The sequence below is a fragment of the Cupriavidus sp. DL-D2 genome (assembly GCF_039710735.1).
In the GTDB taxonomy this organism is placed as follows: Bacteria; Pseudomonadota; Gammaproteobacteria; order Burkholderiales; family Burkholderiaceae; genus Cupriavidus.
Window position 1 is genome coordinate 63,314 of sequence record NZ_JBDKXK010000034.1, and the last position, 17,309, is coordinate 80,622.

Sequence of the window (17,309 nt, forward strand, 5' to 3'; positions counted from 1 at the left end):
CATGCAAACCAAACCACTGGGTCGTTTCTTCGCATTGGCCGCGTGCGCCGCGGCAGCATTCATCGCATCCTCGCCCGCGCTGGCGCAGGAAGTGGTCAAGATCGGCTACACCGGCCCGCTGTCGGGCGGCGCCGCGTTGTATGGCAAGAATGTGCTGTCGGGTATTCAGATGGCCGTTGACGAGATCAACGCTGGTGGGCTGCAGGTGAACGGCAAGAAGGTGAAGCTCGAAGTCGTGGCGCTCGATGACAAGTACGCGCCGGCGGAGGCCGCCATCAATGCGCGCCGTCTGGTGCAGCAGCACAAGACGCCAGCGGTGTTCGTGCCGCACTCGGGCGGCATCTTCGCGCTGCAGGCGTTCAACGAGCAGGAGAAATTCCTGGTCATGGCCTATTCGAGCGTGCCGCGCATCACCGACGCCGGCAACAAGCTCACGATCCGTATCCCGCCGGCCTACACGGGCTACATCGAGCCGTTCGTCAAGGCGCAGATGAAGCGCTATGGCAAGAACGTGGCGCTGGTGCCGGCCGACCACGACTACGCCAAGGCCTGGGTCCAGGCATTCGTGCCGGCGTGGGAAGGTGCGGGCGGCAAGGTGGTGGGCAACAATCCGATGTCGTACACCAAGGCTACCGACTTCTATACCGGCGTGTCGCGCGCCATCGCCGACAAACCCGATGTGATGTTCGTGGGCGGCCCGTCGGAGCCGACCGCACTGGTGGTCAAGCAGGCACGTGAACTCGGCTTCAAGGGCGGCTTCATCATCATGGACCAGGCCAAGATGGACGAGATGTCGCGCGTGACCAATGGCCTGGCGTTGCTCGAAGGCTCGATCGGCGTGATGCCGCTGGTCAACGACGCCCGTCCGATGGCACAGGCCTACAACGCGCGCTACAAGAAGCTGCACGATGGCCGCGATGCCACCACGGAGATGTCGCTGAACTACACGATGACATGGGCGCTGGCCAATGCAATGAAGCTCGCTGGCACCACGACCGATTCGGCTGCCATCCGCGCCAAGATGCCCGACGCGATGAAGGCGCTGCCGAAGGAAGTGAATCCGAACGAAGTGGAGGGTATCGACGCCAAGGGCGGTTCGGTGGCCGACACCGTGGTGGGCTGGGTGCAGAAGGGCAAGATCGAGCCGGTGCGCCTGTCTGAACTGGCGAAGTGATTTGCCAGTGATGCACGGCTGAAGAACAGAGAGGCGGAGGGGGAGATGTACCCTGCTGGCGGGTTAGCCAGTGCAGTAGCAATCGCAACATCAGCAGTGAAAAAATCGTAGTGGAGAGAAACGAAGGGCGTCCGGTACTGATACCGGACGCCCTTTGCCTTTTGTGCCTGCCGATCCGATGCCTGCGGATATCAGCGGCCGTCGTTGTTGCGAGCCTGCTGGTCTCGCCCGCGCTCATGCTGGGCGCGCTGCTGTTGTTGCTGTTGCTGCTGCTGGAACTGGCGTTGCCGGTCCTGCTGCTGGCGCTGCTGTTCCTGGAACTGCCGCTGTTGCTCCTGCGCCTGCCGCTGCTGCTGTTGTTGCTGGTGTTGTTGCTGTTGCTGCTGCTCCTGGAAGCGCCGCTGCTGCTCTTGCGCCTGGCGTTGCTGCTGTTCCATCTGCTGACGCTGAAGCGCATGCTGCCGCTGCTGCTCGAACTGCTGGCGCTGCTGCTCCTGGAACTGCCGCGCCTGCTCCAGTTGCTGGCGTTGCTGTTGCTGCTGCTGCCGCTGCATATCCTGCTGCTGGCGCTCCTGCTGCTGGCGCTGTTGATCGAACTGCTGCTGCCGCTGTTGCGCCTGCCGCTGCATGTCCTGCTGCTGGCGCTCCTGTTGCTGCCGCTGTTGATCGAACTGCTGCTGCGGCTGTTGCGCCTGCCGCTGCATGTCCTACTGCTGGCGCTCCTGTTGCTGCCGCTGTTGATCGAACTGCTGCTGCGGCTGTTGCGCCTGCCGCTGCATGTCCTGCTGCTGGCGCTCCTGTTGCTGCCGCTGTTGATCGAACTGCTGCTGCCGCTGCTGCGCCTGCCGCTGCATGTCCTGCTGCTGGCGCTCCTGTTGCTGCCGCTGTTGATCGAACTGCTGGCGGTTCATCGCATCCCGGCGCTGGTCGTCCAGTTGGCGGCGCTGCTCCTGCTCCATCCGCTGCTGATCGAACTGCATCCGGCGCTGCTGCTCGTAGCCCTGCCGCTGCTGGTTCTGCAACTCGCGTTGCTGGTCGTCGCGCTGACGCTGCATCGCCTGTTGCTGTTGCTGCCGGAAATCCGCCGCCTGGCGCTGTTGATCCTGCAACTGACGCTGCTGTTCGAACTGCTGCCGCTGCATGGCCTGCTGCTGGCGTTGGCCGTCGTCGGGCCGCTGGCCGGAGAAGCGTCGATCCGGCGCGGCCTGGCTCATCCTGACATCGGGCTGCCATCCCTGCACCGGCTGCGGGCCGCGCCGCTGCGACCCCGCATCCTGCCGCCTGCCATCGGGCACCGGCCCGCGCCACGCCGGACCCGCGCCCGCCGTGCCACCTTCCCGCGCAAAGCGGCGCGCCAGTTCGTCAGGGCCAATGCGGCCCGGTGGATGCGCGGCAATCGCCTGACGCTCGAAACCGTCACGCGCCATCGGCGGCAATCCGTGCGGCCGCGCGCCACCGATCAGGCTGGTCTTGACCGGCGCCATCGGCGGCGCGCCCCTTCCCTCGCCCGCCGGCAAGTGGCGCCACTCATCGCGATAGCTGCCGCGCGGCACCGGCCGCCCTTCCACGAAATTGCGCGACGGCATGCCGGAGATCGCCCCCGGCACCTCGCGATTGGCCCAGCGCCCGCGATCACGATCGCGATCACCGCCACGTATCCACCCGTTGTTCACCGCGTGATAGTTGATGCGGTTGACGTAGCCCGGACTCGCGCGATAGACCGGACGATAGGCATCGCGCGGCCCCAGCGGATACCACGCCACGCCCGGGCCGGTGCCGATACGGATCGTGGTGCCGGCGCCGCCGATAAACCCGACCACCGCCGGCGCGTAGCAAGGCTGTCCGCCGCGCGGCCCGGGCACCCAACCCCAGCGATTGCCGAAGTGCGCCCAACGGCCATAGTGCGCGGGCGCAAAGCCCCACGGCGCATCATCGATCCACGTCCAACCCCACGGCGCCACCCAGGCCCAGCGCCCGACGCTGTAGGGGGCCCACCCTGCCGGCATCGCGCGGGGGAACCACACCGCGCCGTAGCCCGCGTCCTGCTGCCAGTCGCCATAGTCATCGAGCGCCGTGTAGCCCGTCATGCCGGGCGGCACATAGCGCGCCGAGACCGATGCATCCTCGCGCGCATCGCGCATGGCCGTCCACTGGTCGAAACTGTCGGGCGCCGGATAGCTGCCCGCGCCCGCATCGGCCAGATCGGTGCCCGCAAAGCGCATGCGCTGGCCACGTTCCAGTTCGAGCGAGCGGGTATCGCCATACAGCACCGCGCTGCCATGGCGCATGGTCACGAGCGTGGTGGTGCCATCGGGCGAGACGTCGATGCGATAGTCGCCCGGCTCGCGCGGCACGAATGCCAGGTTGGGGGTGTCGATTTCCACCTGCTGGTCCTGCGGCAGCGCCCGCACGCGCAGTTGCAGCGTGCCTTGCGTCAGCTTGACCTGCGTGGTGCGGTCGTCCAGGTTGAGGATCGCCACTGCCGTGCCGCCACCCAGCCGTACCGCCGTGGTGCCGGCGTGCAGTTCGGCCCGGCCACCCGGGTCTACCCAGAGGCGGTCGCCGGTGGTGATCGGCCGGTTCGGCCCCAGCGCGGCCCACTCGTCGGCGCCCGCGGGCGCAAAGCTGAGTCCGCCAGCCATGTCGGTGACCGTGGCGATGCGCGAGGGTGGATCGGCTGCCATGGCCGAAGGGTCGCCCAGCACGTTGGCATCGGACGGGTCCTGCTGCATGTAGCCGGGCGGCACGCCCGGGTTGTAGTCCTGGGCGTGGGCCTGGCCCTGGGCGAGGATCGCAACCAGAGCGAACGGAGCAAGCGCGAAACGATGACGGGATGACATGGTGGTTACCTGGTACGGAACGGCATGGCGCCGCACTACATGGAGGCACCCTATATCGGATAACGTCACCCACACCCGATAGCTGTACCGCAACTTGTAAGCACATATTTCCCGCCCGCCTTGCCCGGGCTTGCGGGACAAAGGCGGATACAAGTCTTGCAGATCAGGGGGAAATTACGCGGGGCGAATGCCGAAACTGGCCGATGGGGCCGGAAGGCCCAGGCGGCGCATGCGGGACTTGCTGTCCCTCAGCGCACCACCTCATGACACCACCTCAGCGGGGCTGGTTGCGCAGGAAGTCCGTCAGGCGATCGGCCGGCATGGGCCGGCCATAGAGATAACCCTGAGCCTCGATGCAGCCGTTGGCCAGCAGGAAATCGCGCTGCTCGGGCGTCTCCACGCCCTCGGCCACCACACCGATCTTCAGGCTCTGGCCCACGTTGATCACAGACCGCGTGATGGCGGCATCGACATTGTCGTGGGTGACATTGCGGATGAAGGACTGGTCGATCTTGAGCCGGTCCACCGGGAACGTCTTCAGGAAACTCAGCGACGCGTAGCCGGTGCCGAAGTCGTCGCAGGTCAGCGTCACGCCATCGCGGCGCAGTGCCTGGAGCTGGTCCGATACCTCGTCGCCCTGCTGCAGCGCGATGGTCTCGGTAATCTCGATCTCCAGCCGGTCCGCCGGCAGTTCCAGTGCGCGGAGCACGTGCCGTACCTCGGTCAGCAACCGGCTTTCGGCCAGTTGCGCGGCAAACAGGTTGATGGCCACGCGCGGTGCATCGGGAAAGGTCAGCGACCAGGCCCGCGCCTGTGCGCAGGCCGTATGCAGCAACCACATGCCCACGTCGGCAGCCACGCTGCTGGCCGCCAGCGCGTCGATGAACGCCGCCGGCGTCAGCAGGCCCAGGGTGGGATGGCGCCAGCGCATCAGCGCCTCGGCGCCCACCACGCGGCCATCGCGCAGGTCCACTTGTGGCTGATACAGCAATTCAAACTGGCGTTGGGCATATGCCTCGCGCAGGGCCTGCACCAGCGAGAGCCGCGTGGTCACGTCCGTGCGCATCTGCGGCTTGAAGAAGCGGATGGTCCGGCCGCCGTCGTGCTTGGCACGTGCCAGGGCCAGGCTGGCCGCTGCCATGACATCCGATGTGGTTTCGCCGCCGGCCGGCATCACGCAGGCGCCCAGGCTGGCCAGGACATGGTGGCGGTTGCCGTCGCGCTCGAAGGGCGCTGACAGCATCGACAAGATGGCGGCGCTGACGTGGCGCACCAGCGTCGGATCGGAAATCGAGGTGAGCAGCACGCCGAATTCGTCGCCGCCGACGCGGCCAACCACGGCGTCGCGCGGCGAGGCATCGCGCAGGCGGCGGGCCACGTGTTGCAGGATGGCATCGCCTTCCTGGTGGCCGTGCATGTCGTTGAAGGCGCGGAAATCGTCGATGCCCACCAGCAACAGGGCGAAACGGGGCTTCGTCTCGCCTTGCAGACGTGTCTCGATCCGATTCAAGAATGCCTGGCGAGCAACCACGCCGGTCAGCGGATCCAGATCCGCCGGCGGCAAGGCACCAGTCGCCTGCGTCTCCGACTTGGCCACCATCCCTGCCCTATCTGTTGTGATGAACATGTTTCCCGCTCAAGCTATTTGGCAAGTGTGACGAAAACCCCGAAAAAAGCAAGCGATTCAAATTGCCGCCGCGCACCGGTGCAACGGGCCGGGTGGCCGGCGATCCGGCGCCGTTGAAATGCTCCGGACGTTACAGTACCCTACGCCGCAAACGCCCACCACCCGATCGCGGGATACCCCCGCCCAAGGTGCGACGGCGGCCGGCCCGGTAGCGCAAACCTGCCGGACATGGCCGGCCGCCCAACAAGAGATACCGTCGACCGTGAACCACTGGACCCTCCGCACGCGCATCCTGGCAAGCTTCACCTTCATCCTGCTGGTCATGGCGCTCATGGGCGTCGTGGCCTACAACCGGCTCTCGGCCATCGAGCACGAAGCCACGGTCATGCGCACCGACGCCCTGCCGGGGCTGGCCTACAGCACGGGCATGCGCGGCATCTGGGGCGAGTTCTACGTGCTGGCCTGGCAGGCCGTCACCGATGCCGACACCAACCATCGCGCCGGGGTGCTGGCGCAGAACCAGGACGCCACGCGCCGCTTCAACGACCTGGAAGCCCGCTACGAGGCATCCATCGCGCGCGAGGAAGATCGCGTGCGTTTCGCCGCGTTCAAGGCACTTCGCGCCAAATATGACCAGGCGGCGCAGGCGTACCTGGACCCCACGCGCTGGAAGGACACGGCCACCGCCGAGGCCGCGCTGCGCGGCAACGTCCACGATATCTGGCTGGACGGGCGCAAGATTCTGCAGGAACTGGTCAACGATAACAACGCAGTCAACGACCGCGCCGCGGCCGGCATCGACCACGCGGTCAACGCGGCCAAGATCGGCATCGAGGTAGCCCTGGCGATTGCGCTGCTGGCCGCCGTGATCTGCGGCTACCTGCTGCTGCGGGCGATCAACGAGCCGATGCGGTCGATCGTGGCGCTGCTGACCACCATGCGCGGTGGCGACCTGCGCCAGCGCATGGCGCTGAATCGCCGCGACGAGTTCCAGGCCGTCGAGGAAGGCTTCAACCAGATGGCCGGCGAGCTGACTTCGCTGGTCGGTCAGGCGCAACGCTCGGCCATCCAGGTGACTACCTCGGTCAACGAGATTGCCGCCACGGCACGCCAGCAGCAGGCCACGGCCACCGAAACGGCAGCCACCACCACACAGATTGGCGCCACCTCGCGCGAGATCTCGGCCACCGCGCGCGATCTGGTCCGCACCATGAGCGAGGTGTCGCACGCCGCCGAGCAGACGGCCGGGCTGGCCGGCACGGGCCAGGTTGGCCTGTCGCGCATGGAAACGACCATGCATCACGTGATGGAGGCGGCCGGATCGGTCAACACTCGCCTGGCCACCCTCAACGAGAAGGCCGGCAATATCAATACCGTGGTCACCACCATCGCCCGCGTGGCGGATCAGACCAACCTGCTCTCGCTCAACGCGGCCATCGAGGCCGAGAAGGCCGGCGAGTATGGCCGTGGCTTCTCCGTGGTGGCCACCGAGATCCGCCGGCTGGCGGACCAGACCGCCGTGGCCACCTACGATATCGAGCAGATCGTGCGCGAGATCCAGTCGGCCGTGGCCGCCGGCGTGATGGGCATGGACAAGTTCTCGGAGGAAGTGCGGCGCGGCATGTCCGAAGTCACCCAGGTAGGAGACCAGCTCTCGCAGATCATCGGCCAGGTGCAGACGCTGGCGCCGCGCGTGCAGATGGTCAACGAGGGCATGCAGGCCCAGGCAGGCGGCGCCGAGCAGATCAACCAGGCGCTGATGCAGCTTTCCGAAGCCGCACAGCAGACTGTGGAATCGCTGCGACAGTCGAGCCAGGCCATCGACGAACTGACGCTGGTTTCAAACGAGTTGCGCAGCGGCGTGTCTCGGTTCAAGGTCTGATGCCCGCCGGCAGCCCCCATGGCGCTTTTCCTGCTCTTCCGTATCGGTTCCGACTACTACGCGCTGGATAGCGTCGAGGTAGCGGAAGTGCTGCCGCTCGGCGCCACCAAGCAGATACCCGGTGCGCCCGCATGGGTCAGCGGCATCATGGTGCGCCATGGCCGCCCCGTGCCGGTCATCGACCTGACCGCGCTCGCCACCGGCCAACCGGCTACGGCACGGACCAGCACACGCACCGTGCTGGTGCATTACCGCCATCCCGAAGGCATGGATGCCGAGGCACAACTGCTCGGCCTGCGGCTGGAATACGCCACTGACACCCTGCGCTGCGATCCGGACTCCTTCGTCGACAGCGGCATCGATCCGGGCGGCGCACGCTACCTGGGACCGGTACGCCATGATGCGCGAGGGCTGATCCAGTGGGTGCGCGTGGCGGCGCTGCTGCCCGATGACGTGCATGCGCTGCTGTTCCCGAGCGTCGCGCCCACATGACGGACCCCACCCTGCCGAACCTCTCGCCCATCGAAGCGCTGCTCAAGGAGCGGATCGGACTCGACGCTACCGCCATCGGCCCGACCGTGATCGCACGCGCCGTCGAGGAACGCAGGCTGGCCGTCGGCGCCCACGATGCCGCCACCTACTGGAACACGCTGCACGCCACGCGCGATGAACTGCAGGCCCTGATCGAAGCCGTGGTCGTACCGGAAACCTGGTTCTTCCGTCATCGCGAGGCGCTGCTGGCGCTGGGCCGGCTGGCGGCGCACCGCGTGCTGGGCGAGGGCGAGCGGCTGCTGCGCGTGCTAAGCGTGCCCTGCTCCACCGGCGAAGAACCTTATTCGATTGCCATGGCCCTGCTCGATGCCGGCCTGCCGCCCGACCGCTTCCGCGTGGATGCGGTGGACGTCTCCGCCCGCGCCCTGTCGCGCGCACGCGCCGGACTGTATGGCAGCAACGCGTTCCGGGGCCAGCCGCTCGATTTCCGGGAGCGCCACTTCACGCCAGCCCCCGGCGGATACCAGCTTGCCGAGAAAGTTCGCGCGCAGGTGCGCCTGCTCTCCGGCAACCTCATGGACCCTGCGCTGCTGGCCGGCGAGGCGCCCTACCCTATGGTGTTCTGCCGCAACCTGCTGATCTATTTCGATCCGGCCACGCAGTGCCACGCCGTGCAGACACTGCGCCGGCTGGTGCGGCCCGACGGCATGATCTTCGTCGGCCCCGCCGAGGCCAGCCTGCTGACGCGCGAGGGCATGCGCAGCGCGGGCATCCCGCTGGCGTTTGCGTTCCATGCCGCGCCAGCGCAGCCCGACGCGGCACCTGCGATGTCCGGCCCGATGCCGGGCTTCGCGCCTGCCTCGCCCGCCTTCCCCTCGCCTCGCCGCTCCGCTCCGGCCCTGTCAGCGCCGCGCGTCGTCGCCCGGCCCGAGGCACGCCCTGCCCCGGTCGCCATGGCCGACGATGCTGCGGCCCTGCAAGCCATTTCAGCCCAGGCGGACCGCGGCGAACTCGACGCCGCCACTGTGGCCTGCCACCACTACCTCGACGGCCATGGCGCGTCGGCCAACGGCTGGTGCCTGCTCGGCGTGCTGCACGATGCAGCGGGCCGCGCCGCCGATGCACATGCCGCCTATCGCAAGGCCGTCTATCTCGACCCCGGACATGAGGAAGCGCTCTATCATCTGGCCGCCCTGCTCGACACGGAAGGCGATACCGCCGGTGCGCATCGCCTGCGTCAGCGTGCCCAACGTCATGCCCGCCTGAGCCATGGCTGATTCCATCGTGCAACCTCACACATCGCAAACCGTATCCGCCCTGAGCGGCACCATCGACGACTGCTGGCGCCGTATCGGCACCGGCGGCGACCGTTCCTGTCCGCTGCTGGCCGAGCATTTCCGTTGCCGCAATTGCCCGGTGTACGCGCGCGCCGCAGTCACCGTGCTCGATTCCCTGGCGCTGGGCAACGCCGGCGATATCGCGGAGCCGCCCACGGAACATGCGCCCCTGGCAGACCGCCGCGACGGGCAGTCGCTGCTGATCTTCCGCATCGGCGACGAATGGCTGGCCTTGCCTGCCGCCGCACTGGGCGAGGTCACCGCGCCGGCCCCCGTGCATTCGCTGCCGCATCGGCGGCATGCCGCGCTGCTGGGTGTGGCCGCAGTGCGCGGCACGCTGCTGACCTGCATATCGCTGGCGTTGCTCTTCGGTGACGCGCCGCAGGCGGACGGCAACCCGCCGGCTGCGCGCTTCCTGATTCTCGGACAAGGCCGTAATGCCATTGCGTTGCCCGTGGCCGAAGTGGCCGGGGTGGAAAACGTGCCACGCAGCGCGTTGCTGCCGCTGCCTTCCACACTGGCACGCGCGTCGGCGCGCTACACGCAGGCGATCTTCACGCACGGTCCGCACAGCGTGGGACTGCTCGATGCCGAACTGCTGCGCCACGCGCTGTCGCGGAGCCTGACATGAATCCCGAACAGTTGCGCGATGCTTCGATGCTCGACCTGTTCGCCATGGAGGCGGAGGCGCAGGCCGAAGTGCTCAACGCGGGCCTGCTCGCACTGGAACGCGATCCCACCGCCGCCACACATCTCGAAGCCTGCATGCGCGCGGCCCACTCGCTCAAGGGCGCGGCGCGCATCGTCGGTCTCGACGGCGGCGTGCGCGTGGCCCATGTGATGGAGGATTGCCTGGTGGCGGCGCAGCGCGGCGGCATCGTGCTGACGCCCGCACATATCGATGCCCTGCTGTCCGGCACCGACCTGCTGCAGCGCATCGGCCACCCGCCCGGCGGCAACCTCAACTGGCCCGAACTCGATGGCCGCGCCGAGATCGATGCGTGGATCGCCCATGCGAACGCACTGCTCGATGGCACCGGTAGCGCGCCGGCGCCGGTCGTGGCGCCGCCCACGGTTTCGATCGAGGAAGCCGACGGTACATCGAGTTCGCCTTCGTCACTAGCTGAAGCAACCGAGCCACCCGACGCCCCCGTTACGCCGCTGCCAGCCAGTCCGCTTGCCGATACCCAGGAACGCATGCTGCGCGTCAGCGCCGAGCGTCTGGACCGTTTGCTGGCCATGGCGGGCGAGGCCATGGTGGAGTCGCACTGGCTGCGCCCATTCGGCGGCGGCATGCAGCAGATGCGCCGTCAGCAGATGCGCGCGTTGCAGGCCGTGGATCGCGCCCAGACGCTGCTCGACTCCCCCGAAAGCTCGGTACCGCACATGCGTGCGGCGCTGGCGGACCTGCGCCAGCTTCTCGAAGACGGGCAGGAGCAATTGTCGCAGCGCGTGGAGGAACTGGATCAGTACGATCACCGCGCGAGCCGACTGACGCGCCAGCTCTATGACACTGCGCTCTCGTGCCGCATGCGTCCGCTGTCGGACGGCATCACCGGCTACTCGCGGATGGTGCGCGACCTGGGCCGTGCGCTAGGCAAGAGCGTGCATCTGGTGCTGTCCGGGGAACAGACGCAAGTGGACCGCGACATTCTCGAACAACTCGATGCGCCGCTGGCCCATCTGCTGCGCAATGCCGTGGACCACGGCATCGAATCGCCGGAAGCGCGGAGGGATGCAGGCAAGCCCACCGAGGGCCGCATCACGCTTTCCGCACGCCACAGCGCAGGCCGCCTCATCATCGAAATTGCCGACGATGGCGCCGGCGTGGACCTCGAAGCCTTGCGCGCCACGATCATCCGACGCGGCCTGGCGCAGGCGGAAACCGCAGCGCGTCTCTCGCAGCCCGAGTTGCTGGAATTCCTGCTGCTGCCCGGCTTCAGCCTGCGCGAGCAGGTATCCGAAGTCTCGGGACGTGGCGTCGGGCTCGATGCCGTGCAGGACATGGTGCGCGGCGTGCGCGGCAGTCTCAAGCTCTCGCAGCAAACCGGCACCGGGCTGCACTTCATCCTCGAATTGCCGCTCACGCTCTCCGTGGTGCGCGCGCTGCTGGTGGAAGTGGCTGGTGAAGCCTATGCCTTCCCGCTGGGCCACGTGCTGCGCGCCGTAGCCGTGCAGCGCGACGATATCGAACAGACCGAGCAGCATCAGCACTTCCGGCATGACGGGCGACCCGTGGGCCTGGTCAGCGCCGCGCAACTGCTGCAGCGTCCCGAGAAGCGGCAGGATGGCGAGGCCGTGCCCGTGGTGATCATCGGCGAACAAGACCGTGTCTATGGCGTGGCCGTCGATCGCATGCTGGGCGAGCGGATGCTGGTGGTGCAGCCGCTGGCGCAGACTCTAGGCAAGATCAAGGACATCGCCGCAGGCAGCCTGACCGATGACGGCACGCCCGTACTGATCTTCGATGTCGAGGACATGCTGCGCTCGGTGGAGAAGCTGGTGTCCGAAGGCCGCATCGAACGCGTGCGCCAGCGCGGCGCGGATGCAGCGGCCGTGGCACGCAAGCGCGTGCTGGTGATCGACGATTCGCTGACGGTGCGCGAACTCGAACGCAAGCTGCTGGCCAGCCGTGGCTACGATGTTGCCGTGGCCGTGGATGGCATGGATGGCTGGAACGTGCTGCGCGCTGAAGTCTTCGACCTCGTCATCACCGATGTGGATATGCCGCGCATGGATGGTATCGAACTGGTGAGCCGCATCCGTGGCGATACGCGACTATCCCACCTGCCCGTGATGATCGTTTCGTACAAGGACCGCGAGCAGGACCGCGAACGCGGCATGCAGGCCGGAGCGGACTACTATCTGGCCAAGGGCAGTTTCCACGACACCGCACTGCTGGACGCCGTGCGGGACCTGATCGGCGAGGCACGTCCATGAAAATCGGCATCGTCAATGATTCGGCACTGGCGGTTGCGGCATTGCGCCGGGCGCTGGCGCTCGACTCCGACCTTGAAGTGGCCTGGGTCGCCCCCAATGGCGAACAGGGCGTGCAGATGGCGGCGGCGCAGACGCCGGACCTGATCCTGATGGACCTGCTGATGCCGGTCATGGATGGCGTGGAAGCCACGCGACGCATCATGGCCGCCACCCCGTGCGCGATCGTTGTGGTCACCATGGACCTGGGCCGCAACGCCAACCAGGTATTCGATGCGATGGGCCACGGCGCCATCGATGCGGTGGACACACCAACGCTGACCGAATCCGATGCGCGACTTGCAGCGGGTCCGCTGTTGCGCAAGATCCGCAATATCGGCCGGCTTATCGGTGGTCGCATACGCGCGACGCAACCGCTCGCCGTGGCCACATCGGCACCCGCTGCGCTCCGGCTCGTATCGATCGGCGCATCGGCCGGTGGTCCGGCCGCGCTGGCCGCACTGCTGGGCGCCCTGCCCGCCAACTTCGGTGCGGCGGTGGTGGCCGTGCAGCACGTGGACGAAGCCTTTGCGCAAGGCATGGCCGAGTGGCTCGATGCGCAATGTCCGCTGCCGGTACGCATCGCGCGCGCGGGCGAAGCGCCGCAGGCCGGCACCGTGCTGCTGGCCGGCACCAACGATCACCTGCGGCTGGTGGCCGGTGCCCGCATGGCCTATACGGCGGAGCCCGGCGACTACCTGTATCGCCCATCCATCGACGTGTTCTTCGAAAGCGTGGTGGAACACTGGCGCGGCGATGCGATAGGCGTGCTGTTGACCGGCATGGGCCGCGACGGCGCGCAGGGACTCAAGGCAATGCGCGAGCGCGGCTTCCTCACCATCGCGCAGGACCAGGCCACGAGCGCCGTGTATGGCATGCCGAAGGCGGCAGCCATGCTCGGCGCCGCCAGCGAGATCCTGCCGCTGCCGCGCATTGCGCCGCGGCTGGTCCGCGCATGCAGCAGCGCAACAGCCGGCCACACCGGCGACCGGTAATGCAAGAACGACTAGAAAGACGCGAACAAGGAATCGACATGACTTCCAGACTCAACCATGGCGCCGACGGCGCAGCCAATGCAAAGACCGAGTACATGGCCATGGTGCTGCTGGTCGATGACCAGGCCATCATTGGCGAGGCCATCCGTCGTGCGCTGGCGGACGAGACCGATATCGATTTCCACTATTGCGCACAACCCGACGAAGCCGTGGCCGTTGCCGAACGCACGCAGCCCACCGTGATCCTCCAGGACCTCGTCATGCCAGGCACGGATGGACTCACGCTGGTGCGCCGCTACCGCGAGAACCCGGGCACGCGCGACATCCCCATCATCGTGCTGTCCACCAAGGAAGAGCCGACGATGAAGAGCGCAGCATTCGCGGCCGGTGCCAACGACTATCTGGTCAAGCTGCCGGACACCATCGAGCTGGTGGCGCGCATCCGCTACCACTCGCGCTCGTACCTGAACCTGCTGCAACGCGACGAAGCCTATCGCGCACTGCGGCAGAGCCAGCAGCAGTTGCTGGAGACGAACCTCGAACTGCAGCGCCTGACGAACTCCGATGGCCTGACTGGCCTGTCCAACCGCCGCTATTTCGACGAATACCTGGGTGCCGAGTGGCGCCGCGCCCAGCGCGAACAAACGCAGCTTGCGCTGTTGATGATCGATGTCGATGCTTTCAAGGCGTACAACGACACCTACGGCCACGTTGCCGGCGACGAGGTACTGCGCCGCGTGGCCACGGTGATTCGCGAGAACTGCGCGCGTCCCGCCGATTTGCCGGCCCGCTTCGGCGGCGAGGAGTTCTCGATGATCCTGCCGGCGACCTCGCCCGGTGGTGCGCGTCTGCTTGCGGAGAAGGTGCGCCGTGCGATTGAAACGCTGCAGATCTCGCACTCGGGTTCACCCACCAGCAGCTTCCTCACGGTCAGCATCGGGGGCGCAGTGATCGTGCCCGATGGCGATGCGAACTTCAATCGCCTCGTCGAAGCGGCCGACGCCGGCCTCTACCAGGCCAAGCGCAATGGCCGCAACCAGGTGGTGATGGTGTAGTTTTTTCCACGTTTGCGCGCAACGCGCAAACGCTGCGAGGCGCGTACCGTGCATGACACAAACCGCCTCGCAAGCCCGCCCTGGCGCCAGATCCCAAGCCACGCCTGCGTTTTCAGTAACTGCTTCTTGTATCCGCTACATGCTGAGGACGTACGCGCGTGTGTCAGGTTTGCAACCATTTTGTGGGACTTCTCCGACAGGGATATCGGCGCGCTGCGTCTGTCTGCGTGATCCGGCGATGCCTATCGTTGCATCAGGCAAGCGCAACCAACGCACGCTCCCCTGATCCCCTACGGCAAGAGGTGAAACCCATGACACAAATGAAGCGAAAAATTATTCTGGGCCTGGCACTGGCAACCACGGCTGTTCTGGCAGCGTGCGGTGGCGGCGACGACGGCATCGACGACCGTATCGGCGTGAGCAAGCCGTCGGTGCGCGTGATCCATGCCGTCACGGCTGGTCCCAATGTCGACGTGCTGCAGAACGGCGCACTGACGTCGATGCAGAACATCCCGTACAAGACCGTCTCCGGCTACAACAATGTCGAGACGGGCAACAACCTCTTCGCTCTGAACCTCACTGGCACTTCCACGCAGCTCGGACAAACCACGGTGGACGCCCGCACCGGCCACAAGTACACCATCGTGGCAGTGCCCGGCCTGACCGCGCCTGAACTCGTGCAGATCGACGATCCGTATGGGAAGGGCCTGCTCGATACGTCGGCACGTGTGCGCGCCTTCAATGCATCGGTCAATGCGCAGAACATCGACGTCTACCTGACCCAACCGGCCGTCGATCTCAACTCGGTTTCGCCGAACATGGGTGGCGTGGCATACAAGAATGCCGTGCCGGCTTCGGCCCAGGACTCGCAGTACGTGGATGGCGGCACCTACCGGCTGCGTATCACCACCGCTGGCACGAAGACGGTGATCTTCGACTCGGGCGCACTGACGATCAACAAGAACGACGACTGGCTGATCACGACGATCCCGGTGGACGGCATCGGCGCCGTGGTGCCGAACCGCATCAAGGTCCTGGTGGCACAGAGCAGCACCAGCAACACGACGGCTCAGGAACTGGTGACGACGCAAACCGCTGCGCAGTAATCACGTAGCCTGCAGTCTGCAGCCCGGATGCCATTGCGGCATCCGGGCCTTTTTTCTTGCGCGTGGAGCGTTACTCCGCGCTTGCCTGCACATCGTCCTTCAGCACCGCCAGATGCGTGAGGTACGCATCGAGTTCCGCCCGGCCCTGGTCCGTGATCGTATAGACGCGGCCGTTGCCTTCCACCAGTTCGGCGGTGATCGCGCGCGCCATCATCAGGCTGCGCAGGATCGGGCGCAACGCGCGAATGTTCTTGTCGATGCCGCGCTCGCGCAGGCGTTCCATCAAGTTGAAGACGGTGCTGGGACGCGTCTGCACGATCTTGAGGATGTGGAGCCGGGAAACGATCTTTTCTAGCGATGGTGTTCTCATGGGCGCAGTCGACGCAGCCAATGGTGCGGGAGTCAGTATCATCTTGCGCAGCCCATGACTGCTGCCGCAGTCGGGCATCCTTCAAAAGGTGTTCGAGCCAAAAAAACGGGGTGCGCTAGGGCACCCCGAAAGCTTGCTACAGAGTCACCGGCATGCACGCATGCCGCCGGCGCAGTTCAGGAACGCCACGGAGCGTTATTCTTCCTGGAACGCTTCTTCGCGCTTGGCCTTGATCGACGGCAGGGCCACCACGGCCACCAGCGCAGCGGCTGCAATCAGCAGGCCCAGCGACAGCGGACGGGTGAAGAACACCGAGAACTCGCCACGCGACAGCAGCAGCGTGCGGCGGAAGTTCTCTTCCATCATCGGTCCCAGCACAAAGCCGAGCAGCAGCGGCGCCGGCTCGCACTTCAACTTCAGGAACAGATAGCCGATCACGCCGAAGGCGGCTGCCATGAACACGTCGAACGTCTGGTTGTTCACGGAGTACACGCCGATGCAGCAGAACGTCAGGATGGCCGGATACAGGAAGCGATACGGCACGGTCAGCAGCTTCACCCAGATACCGATCATCGGCAGGTTCAGGATGATCAGCATCAGGTTACCGATCCACATCGAGGCGATCAGGCCCCAGAACAGCGACGGGTTGCTGGTCATGACCTGCGGACCCGGCTGGATGTTGTGGATGGTCATCGCGCCCACCATCAGCGCCATCACGGCGTTGGGCGGAATGCCAAGCGTCAGCAGCGGAATGAACGAGGTCTGTGCCGCAGCGTTGTTCGCCGATTCCGGACCTGCCACGCCTTCGATGGCGCCCTTGCCAAACTCGTGAGCGTACTTCGACGTCTTCTTTTCCAGCGAGTACGCTGCAAACGACGCCAGTGCCGCACCGCCGCCCGGGAGAATGCCCAGCGCCGAACCCAGCACCGTGCCACGCAGCACGGCCGGGATCATGCGGCGAAAGTCTTCCTTGGTCGGGAACAGGTTCGTCACCTTGTTCGTGAACGTCTCGCGGGCTTCCTTCTGCTCCAGGTTCGCGATGATTTCCGCGAAGCCGAACATACCCATGGCCAGTGCCACGAAGTCGATGCCGTCGGTCAGTTCAGGTACGTCGAACGAGAAGCGCGCAGCGCCCGAGTTCACGTCGGTGCCGATCAGGCCCATCAGCAGGCCCAGCACGATCATCGACACCGCCTTCGGCAGCGAACCCGAAGCCAGCACCACCGCACCGATCAGGCCGAGAATCATCAGCGAGAAGTATTCGGCAGGGCCGAACTTGAACGCGAGTTCCGACAGCGGCGTAGCGAATGCAGCCAGGATCAGCGTGGCCACGCAGCCAGCGAAGAACGAGCCCAGACCGGCAGTGGCCAGCGCCACACCGGCACGACCGCGCCGCGCCATCTGATAGCCGTCGATCGTGGTCACCACCGACGACGATTCGCCCGGCAGGTTCAC

General features: G+C 66.4%; 14 protein-coding genes. 9 read left to right on the forward strand and 5 right to left on the reverse strand.

From position 1 onward, the window contains the following. The first annotated feature begins 1 nt into the window (after window position 1). The gene (locus ABDB81_RS18800; RefSeq protein WP_137924532.1) at window positions 2–1,174 is read left to right on the forward strand and encodes an ABC transporter substrate-binding protein; all 1,173 of its coding nucleotides are present in this window, start codon (window positions 2–4) and stop codon (window positions 1,172–1,174) included. Window positions 1,175–1,365: 191 nt separating this feature from the next. Here ABDB81_RS18800 and ABDB81_RS18805 read toward each other — a convergent pair whose 3' ends face one another. The 3 genes from ABDB81_RS18805 to ABDB81_RS18815 form a co-directional block, all read right to left on the reverse strand. Next, on the reverse strand, window positions 1,366–1,878 hold the full coding sequence (locus ABDB81_RS18805) for a hypothetical protein (RefSeq protein WP_346812895.1): 513 nt from the start codon (window positions 1,876–1,878) through the stop codon (window positions 1,366–1,368). 3 nt (window positions 1,879–1,881) lie between these two features. After that, window positions 1,882–4,014, reverse strand: a complete 2,133-nt coding sequence (locus ABDB81_RS18810) for a DUF6600 domain-containing protein (protein WP_346812896.1) — start codon at window positions 4,012–4,014, stop codon at window positions 1,882–1,884. Between the two features lie 274 nt (window positions 4,015–4,288). Next, window positions 4,289–5,614, reverse strand: a complete 1,326-nt coding sequence (locus tag ABDB81_RS18815; protein WP_137924573.1) for a bifunctional diguanylate cyclase/phosphodiesterase — start codon at window positions 5,612–5,614, stop codon at window positions 4,289–4,291. Between the two features lie 289 nt (window positions 5,615–5,903). Here ABDB81_RS18815 and ABDB81_RS18820 point away from each other — a divergent pair, with 289 nt between their 5' ends. The 8 genes from ABDB81_RS18820 to ABDB81_RS18855 all read left to right on the forward strand — a co-directional run bounded on the left by ABDB81_RS18820 (window position 5,904) and on the right by ABDB81_RS18855 (window position 15,484). Then, window positions 5,904–7,523: a methyl-accepting chemotaxis protein gene (locus tag ABDB81_RS18820; protein WP_212745226.1), complete on the forward strand. Its 1,620-nt coding sequence runs from the start codon at window positions 5,904–5,906 to the stop codon at window positions 7,521–7,523. Window positions 7,524–7,541: 18 nt separating this feature from the next. After that, entirely contained in the window at window positions 7,542–8,015 is a 474-nt protein-coding gene (locus ABDB81_RS18825) for a chemotaxis protein CheW (protein WP_346812897.1), read from the forward strand. Beyond that, window positions 8,012–9,292 carry a protein-glutamate O-methyltransferase CheR gene (locus ABDB81_RS18830; RefSeq protein ID WP_346812898.1) on the forward strand — a complete coding sequence of 427 codons (1,281 nt, stop codon included), beginning with the start codon at window positions 8,012–8,014 and terminating at the stop codon, window positions 9,290–9,292. Before ABDB81_RS18825 ends, ABDB81_RS18830 begins: the two co-directional genes overlap by 4 nt. Then, window positions 9,285–9,983 carry a chemotaxis protein CheW gene (locus ABDB81_RS18835; protein ID WP_160474113.1) on the forward strand — a complete coding sequence of 233 codons (699 nt, stop codon included), beginning with the start codon at window positions 9,285–9,287 and terminating at the stop codon, window positions 9,981–9,983. The genes ABDB81_RS18830 and ABDB81_RS18835 overlap by 8 nt, the downstream gene beginning before the upstream one ends. Further along, entirely contained in the window at window positions 9,980–12,292 is a 2,313-nt protein-coding gene (locus ABDB81_RS18840) for a hybrid sensor histidine kinase/response regulator (protein ID WP_346812899.1), read from the forward strand. The genes ABDB81_RS18835 and ABDB81_RS18840 overlap by 4 nt, the downstream gene beginning before the upstream one ends. After that, window positions 12,289–13,323 carry a chemotaxis response regulator protein-glutamate methylesterase gene (locus tag ABDB81_RS18845; RefSeq protein ID WP_346812900.1) on the forward strand — a complete coding sequence of 345 codons (1,035 nt, stop codon included), beginning with the start codon at window positions 12,289–12,291 and terminating at the stop codon, window positions 13,321–13,323. Before ABDB81_RS18840 ends, ABDB81_RS18845 begins: the two co-directional genes overlap by 4 nt. 38 nt (window positions 13,324–13,361) lie before the next feature. After that, complete coding sequence (locus ABDB81_RS18850) at window positions 13,362–14,378, forward strand: PleD family two-component system response regulator (RefSeq protein WP_346812901.1); 1,017 nt, start codon at window positions 13,362–13,364, stop codon at window positions 14,376–14,378. Between the two features lie 311 nt (window positions 14,379–14,689). Then, a complete protein-coding gene (locus ABDB81_RS18855) occupies window positions 14,690–15,484 on the forward strand; it encodes a DUF4397 domain-containing protein (RefSeq protein ID WP_137924541.1) in 795 nt (264 codons plus the stop codon). A gap of 70 nt (window positions 15,485–15,554) precedes the next feature. Here the strand turns inward: ABDB81_RS18855 and ABDB81_RS18860 are convergent, their stop codons facing one another. Both ABDB81_RS18860 and ABDB81_RS18865 read right to left on the reverse strand, forming a co-directional pair. After that, on the reverse strand, window positions 15,555–15,854 hold the full coding sequence (locus tag ABDB81_RS18860; RefSeq protein WP_137924542.1) for a helix-turn-helix transcriptional regulator: 300 nt from the start codon (window positions 15,852–15,854) through the stop codon (window positions 15,555–15,557). A gap of 195 nt (window positions 15,855–16,049) precedes the next feature. Then, window positions 16,050–17,309, reverse strand: a 1,260-nt coding sequence (locus ABDB81_RS18865; RefSeq protein ID WP_346812902.1) for a tripartite tricarboxylate transporter permease, incomplete at its 5' end; no start/stop codon positions are given.

What these genes read in the sequence shown, in the direction of transcription:
- ABDB81_RS18800 (WP_137924532.1), top strand. Translation starts at nt 2, where the DNA reads ATGCAAACCAAACCACTGGGTCGTTTCTTCGCATTGGCCGCGTGCGCC.
- ABDB81_RS18805 (WP_346812895.1), bottom strand. Translation starts at nt 1,878, where the DNA reads ATGCAGCGGCAGGCGCAACAGCCGCAGCAGCAGTTCGATCAACAGCGG.
- ABDB81_RS18810 (WP_346812896.1), bottom strand. Translation starts at nt 4,014, where the DNA reads ATGTCATCCCGTCATCGTTTCGCGCTTGCTCCGTTCGCTCTGGTTGCG.
- ABDB81_RS18815 (WP_137924573.1), bottom strand. Translation starts at nt 5,614, where the DNA reads ATGGTGGCCAAGTCGGAGACGCAGGCGACTGGTGCCTTGCCGCCGGCG.
- ABDB81_RS18825 (WP_346812897.1), top strand. Translation starts at nt 7,542, where the DNA reads ATGGCGCTTTTCCTGCTCTTCCGTATCGGTTCCGACTACTACGCGCTG.
- ABDB81_RS18830 (WP_346812898.1), top strand. Translation starts at nt 8,012, where the DNA reads ATGACGGACCCCACCCTGCCGAACCTCTCGCCCATCGAAGCGCTGCTC.
- ABDB81_RS18835 (WP_160474113.1), top strand. Translation starts at nt 9,285, where the DNA reads ATGGCTGATTCCATCGTGCAACCTCACACATCGCAAACCGTATCCGCC.
- ABDB81_RS18840 (WP_346812899.1), top strand. Translation starts at nt 9,980, where the DNA reads ATGAATCCCGAACAGTTGCGCGATGCTTCGATGCTCGACCTGTTCGCC.
- ABDB81_RS18845 (WP_346812900.1), top strand. Translation starts at nt 12,289, where the DNA reads ATGAAAATCGGCATCGTCAATGATTCGGCACTGGCGGTTGCGGCATTG.
- ABDB81_RS18850 (WP_346812901.1), top strand. Translation starts at nt 13,362, where the DNA reads ATGACTTCCAGACTCAACCATGGCGCCGACGGCGCAGCCAATGCAAAG.
- ABDB81_RS18855 (WP_137924541.1), top strand. Translation starts at nt 14,690, where the DNA reads ATGACACAAATGAAGCGAAAAATTATTCTGGGCCTGGCACTGGCAACC.
- ABDB81_RS18860 (WP_137924542.1), bottom strand. Translation starts at nt 15,854, where the DNA reads ATGAGAACACCATCGCTAGAAAAGATCGTTTCCCGGCTCCACATCCTC.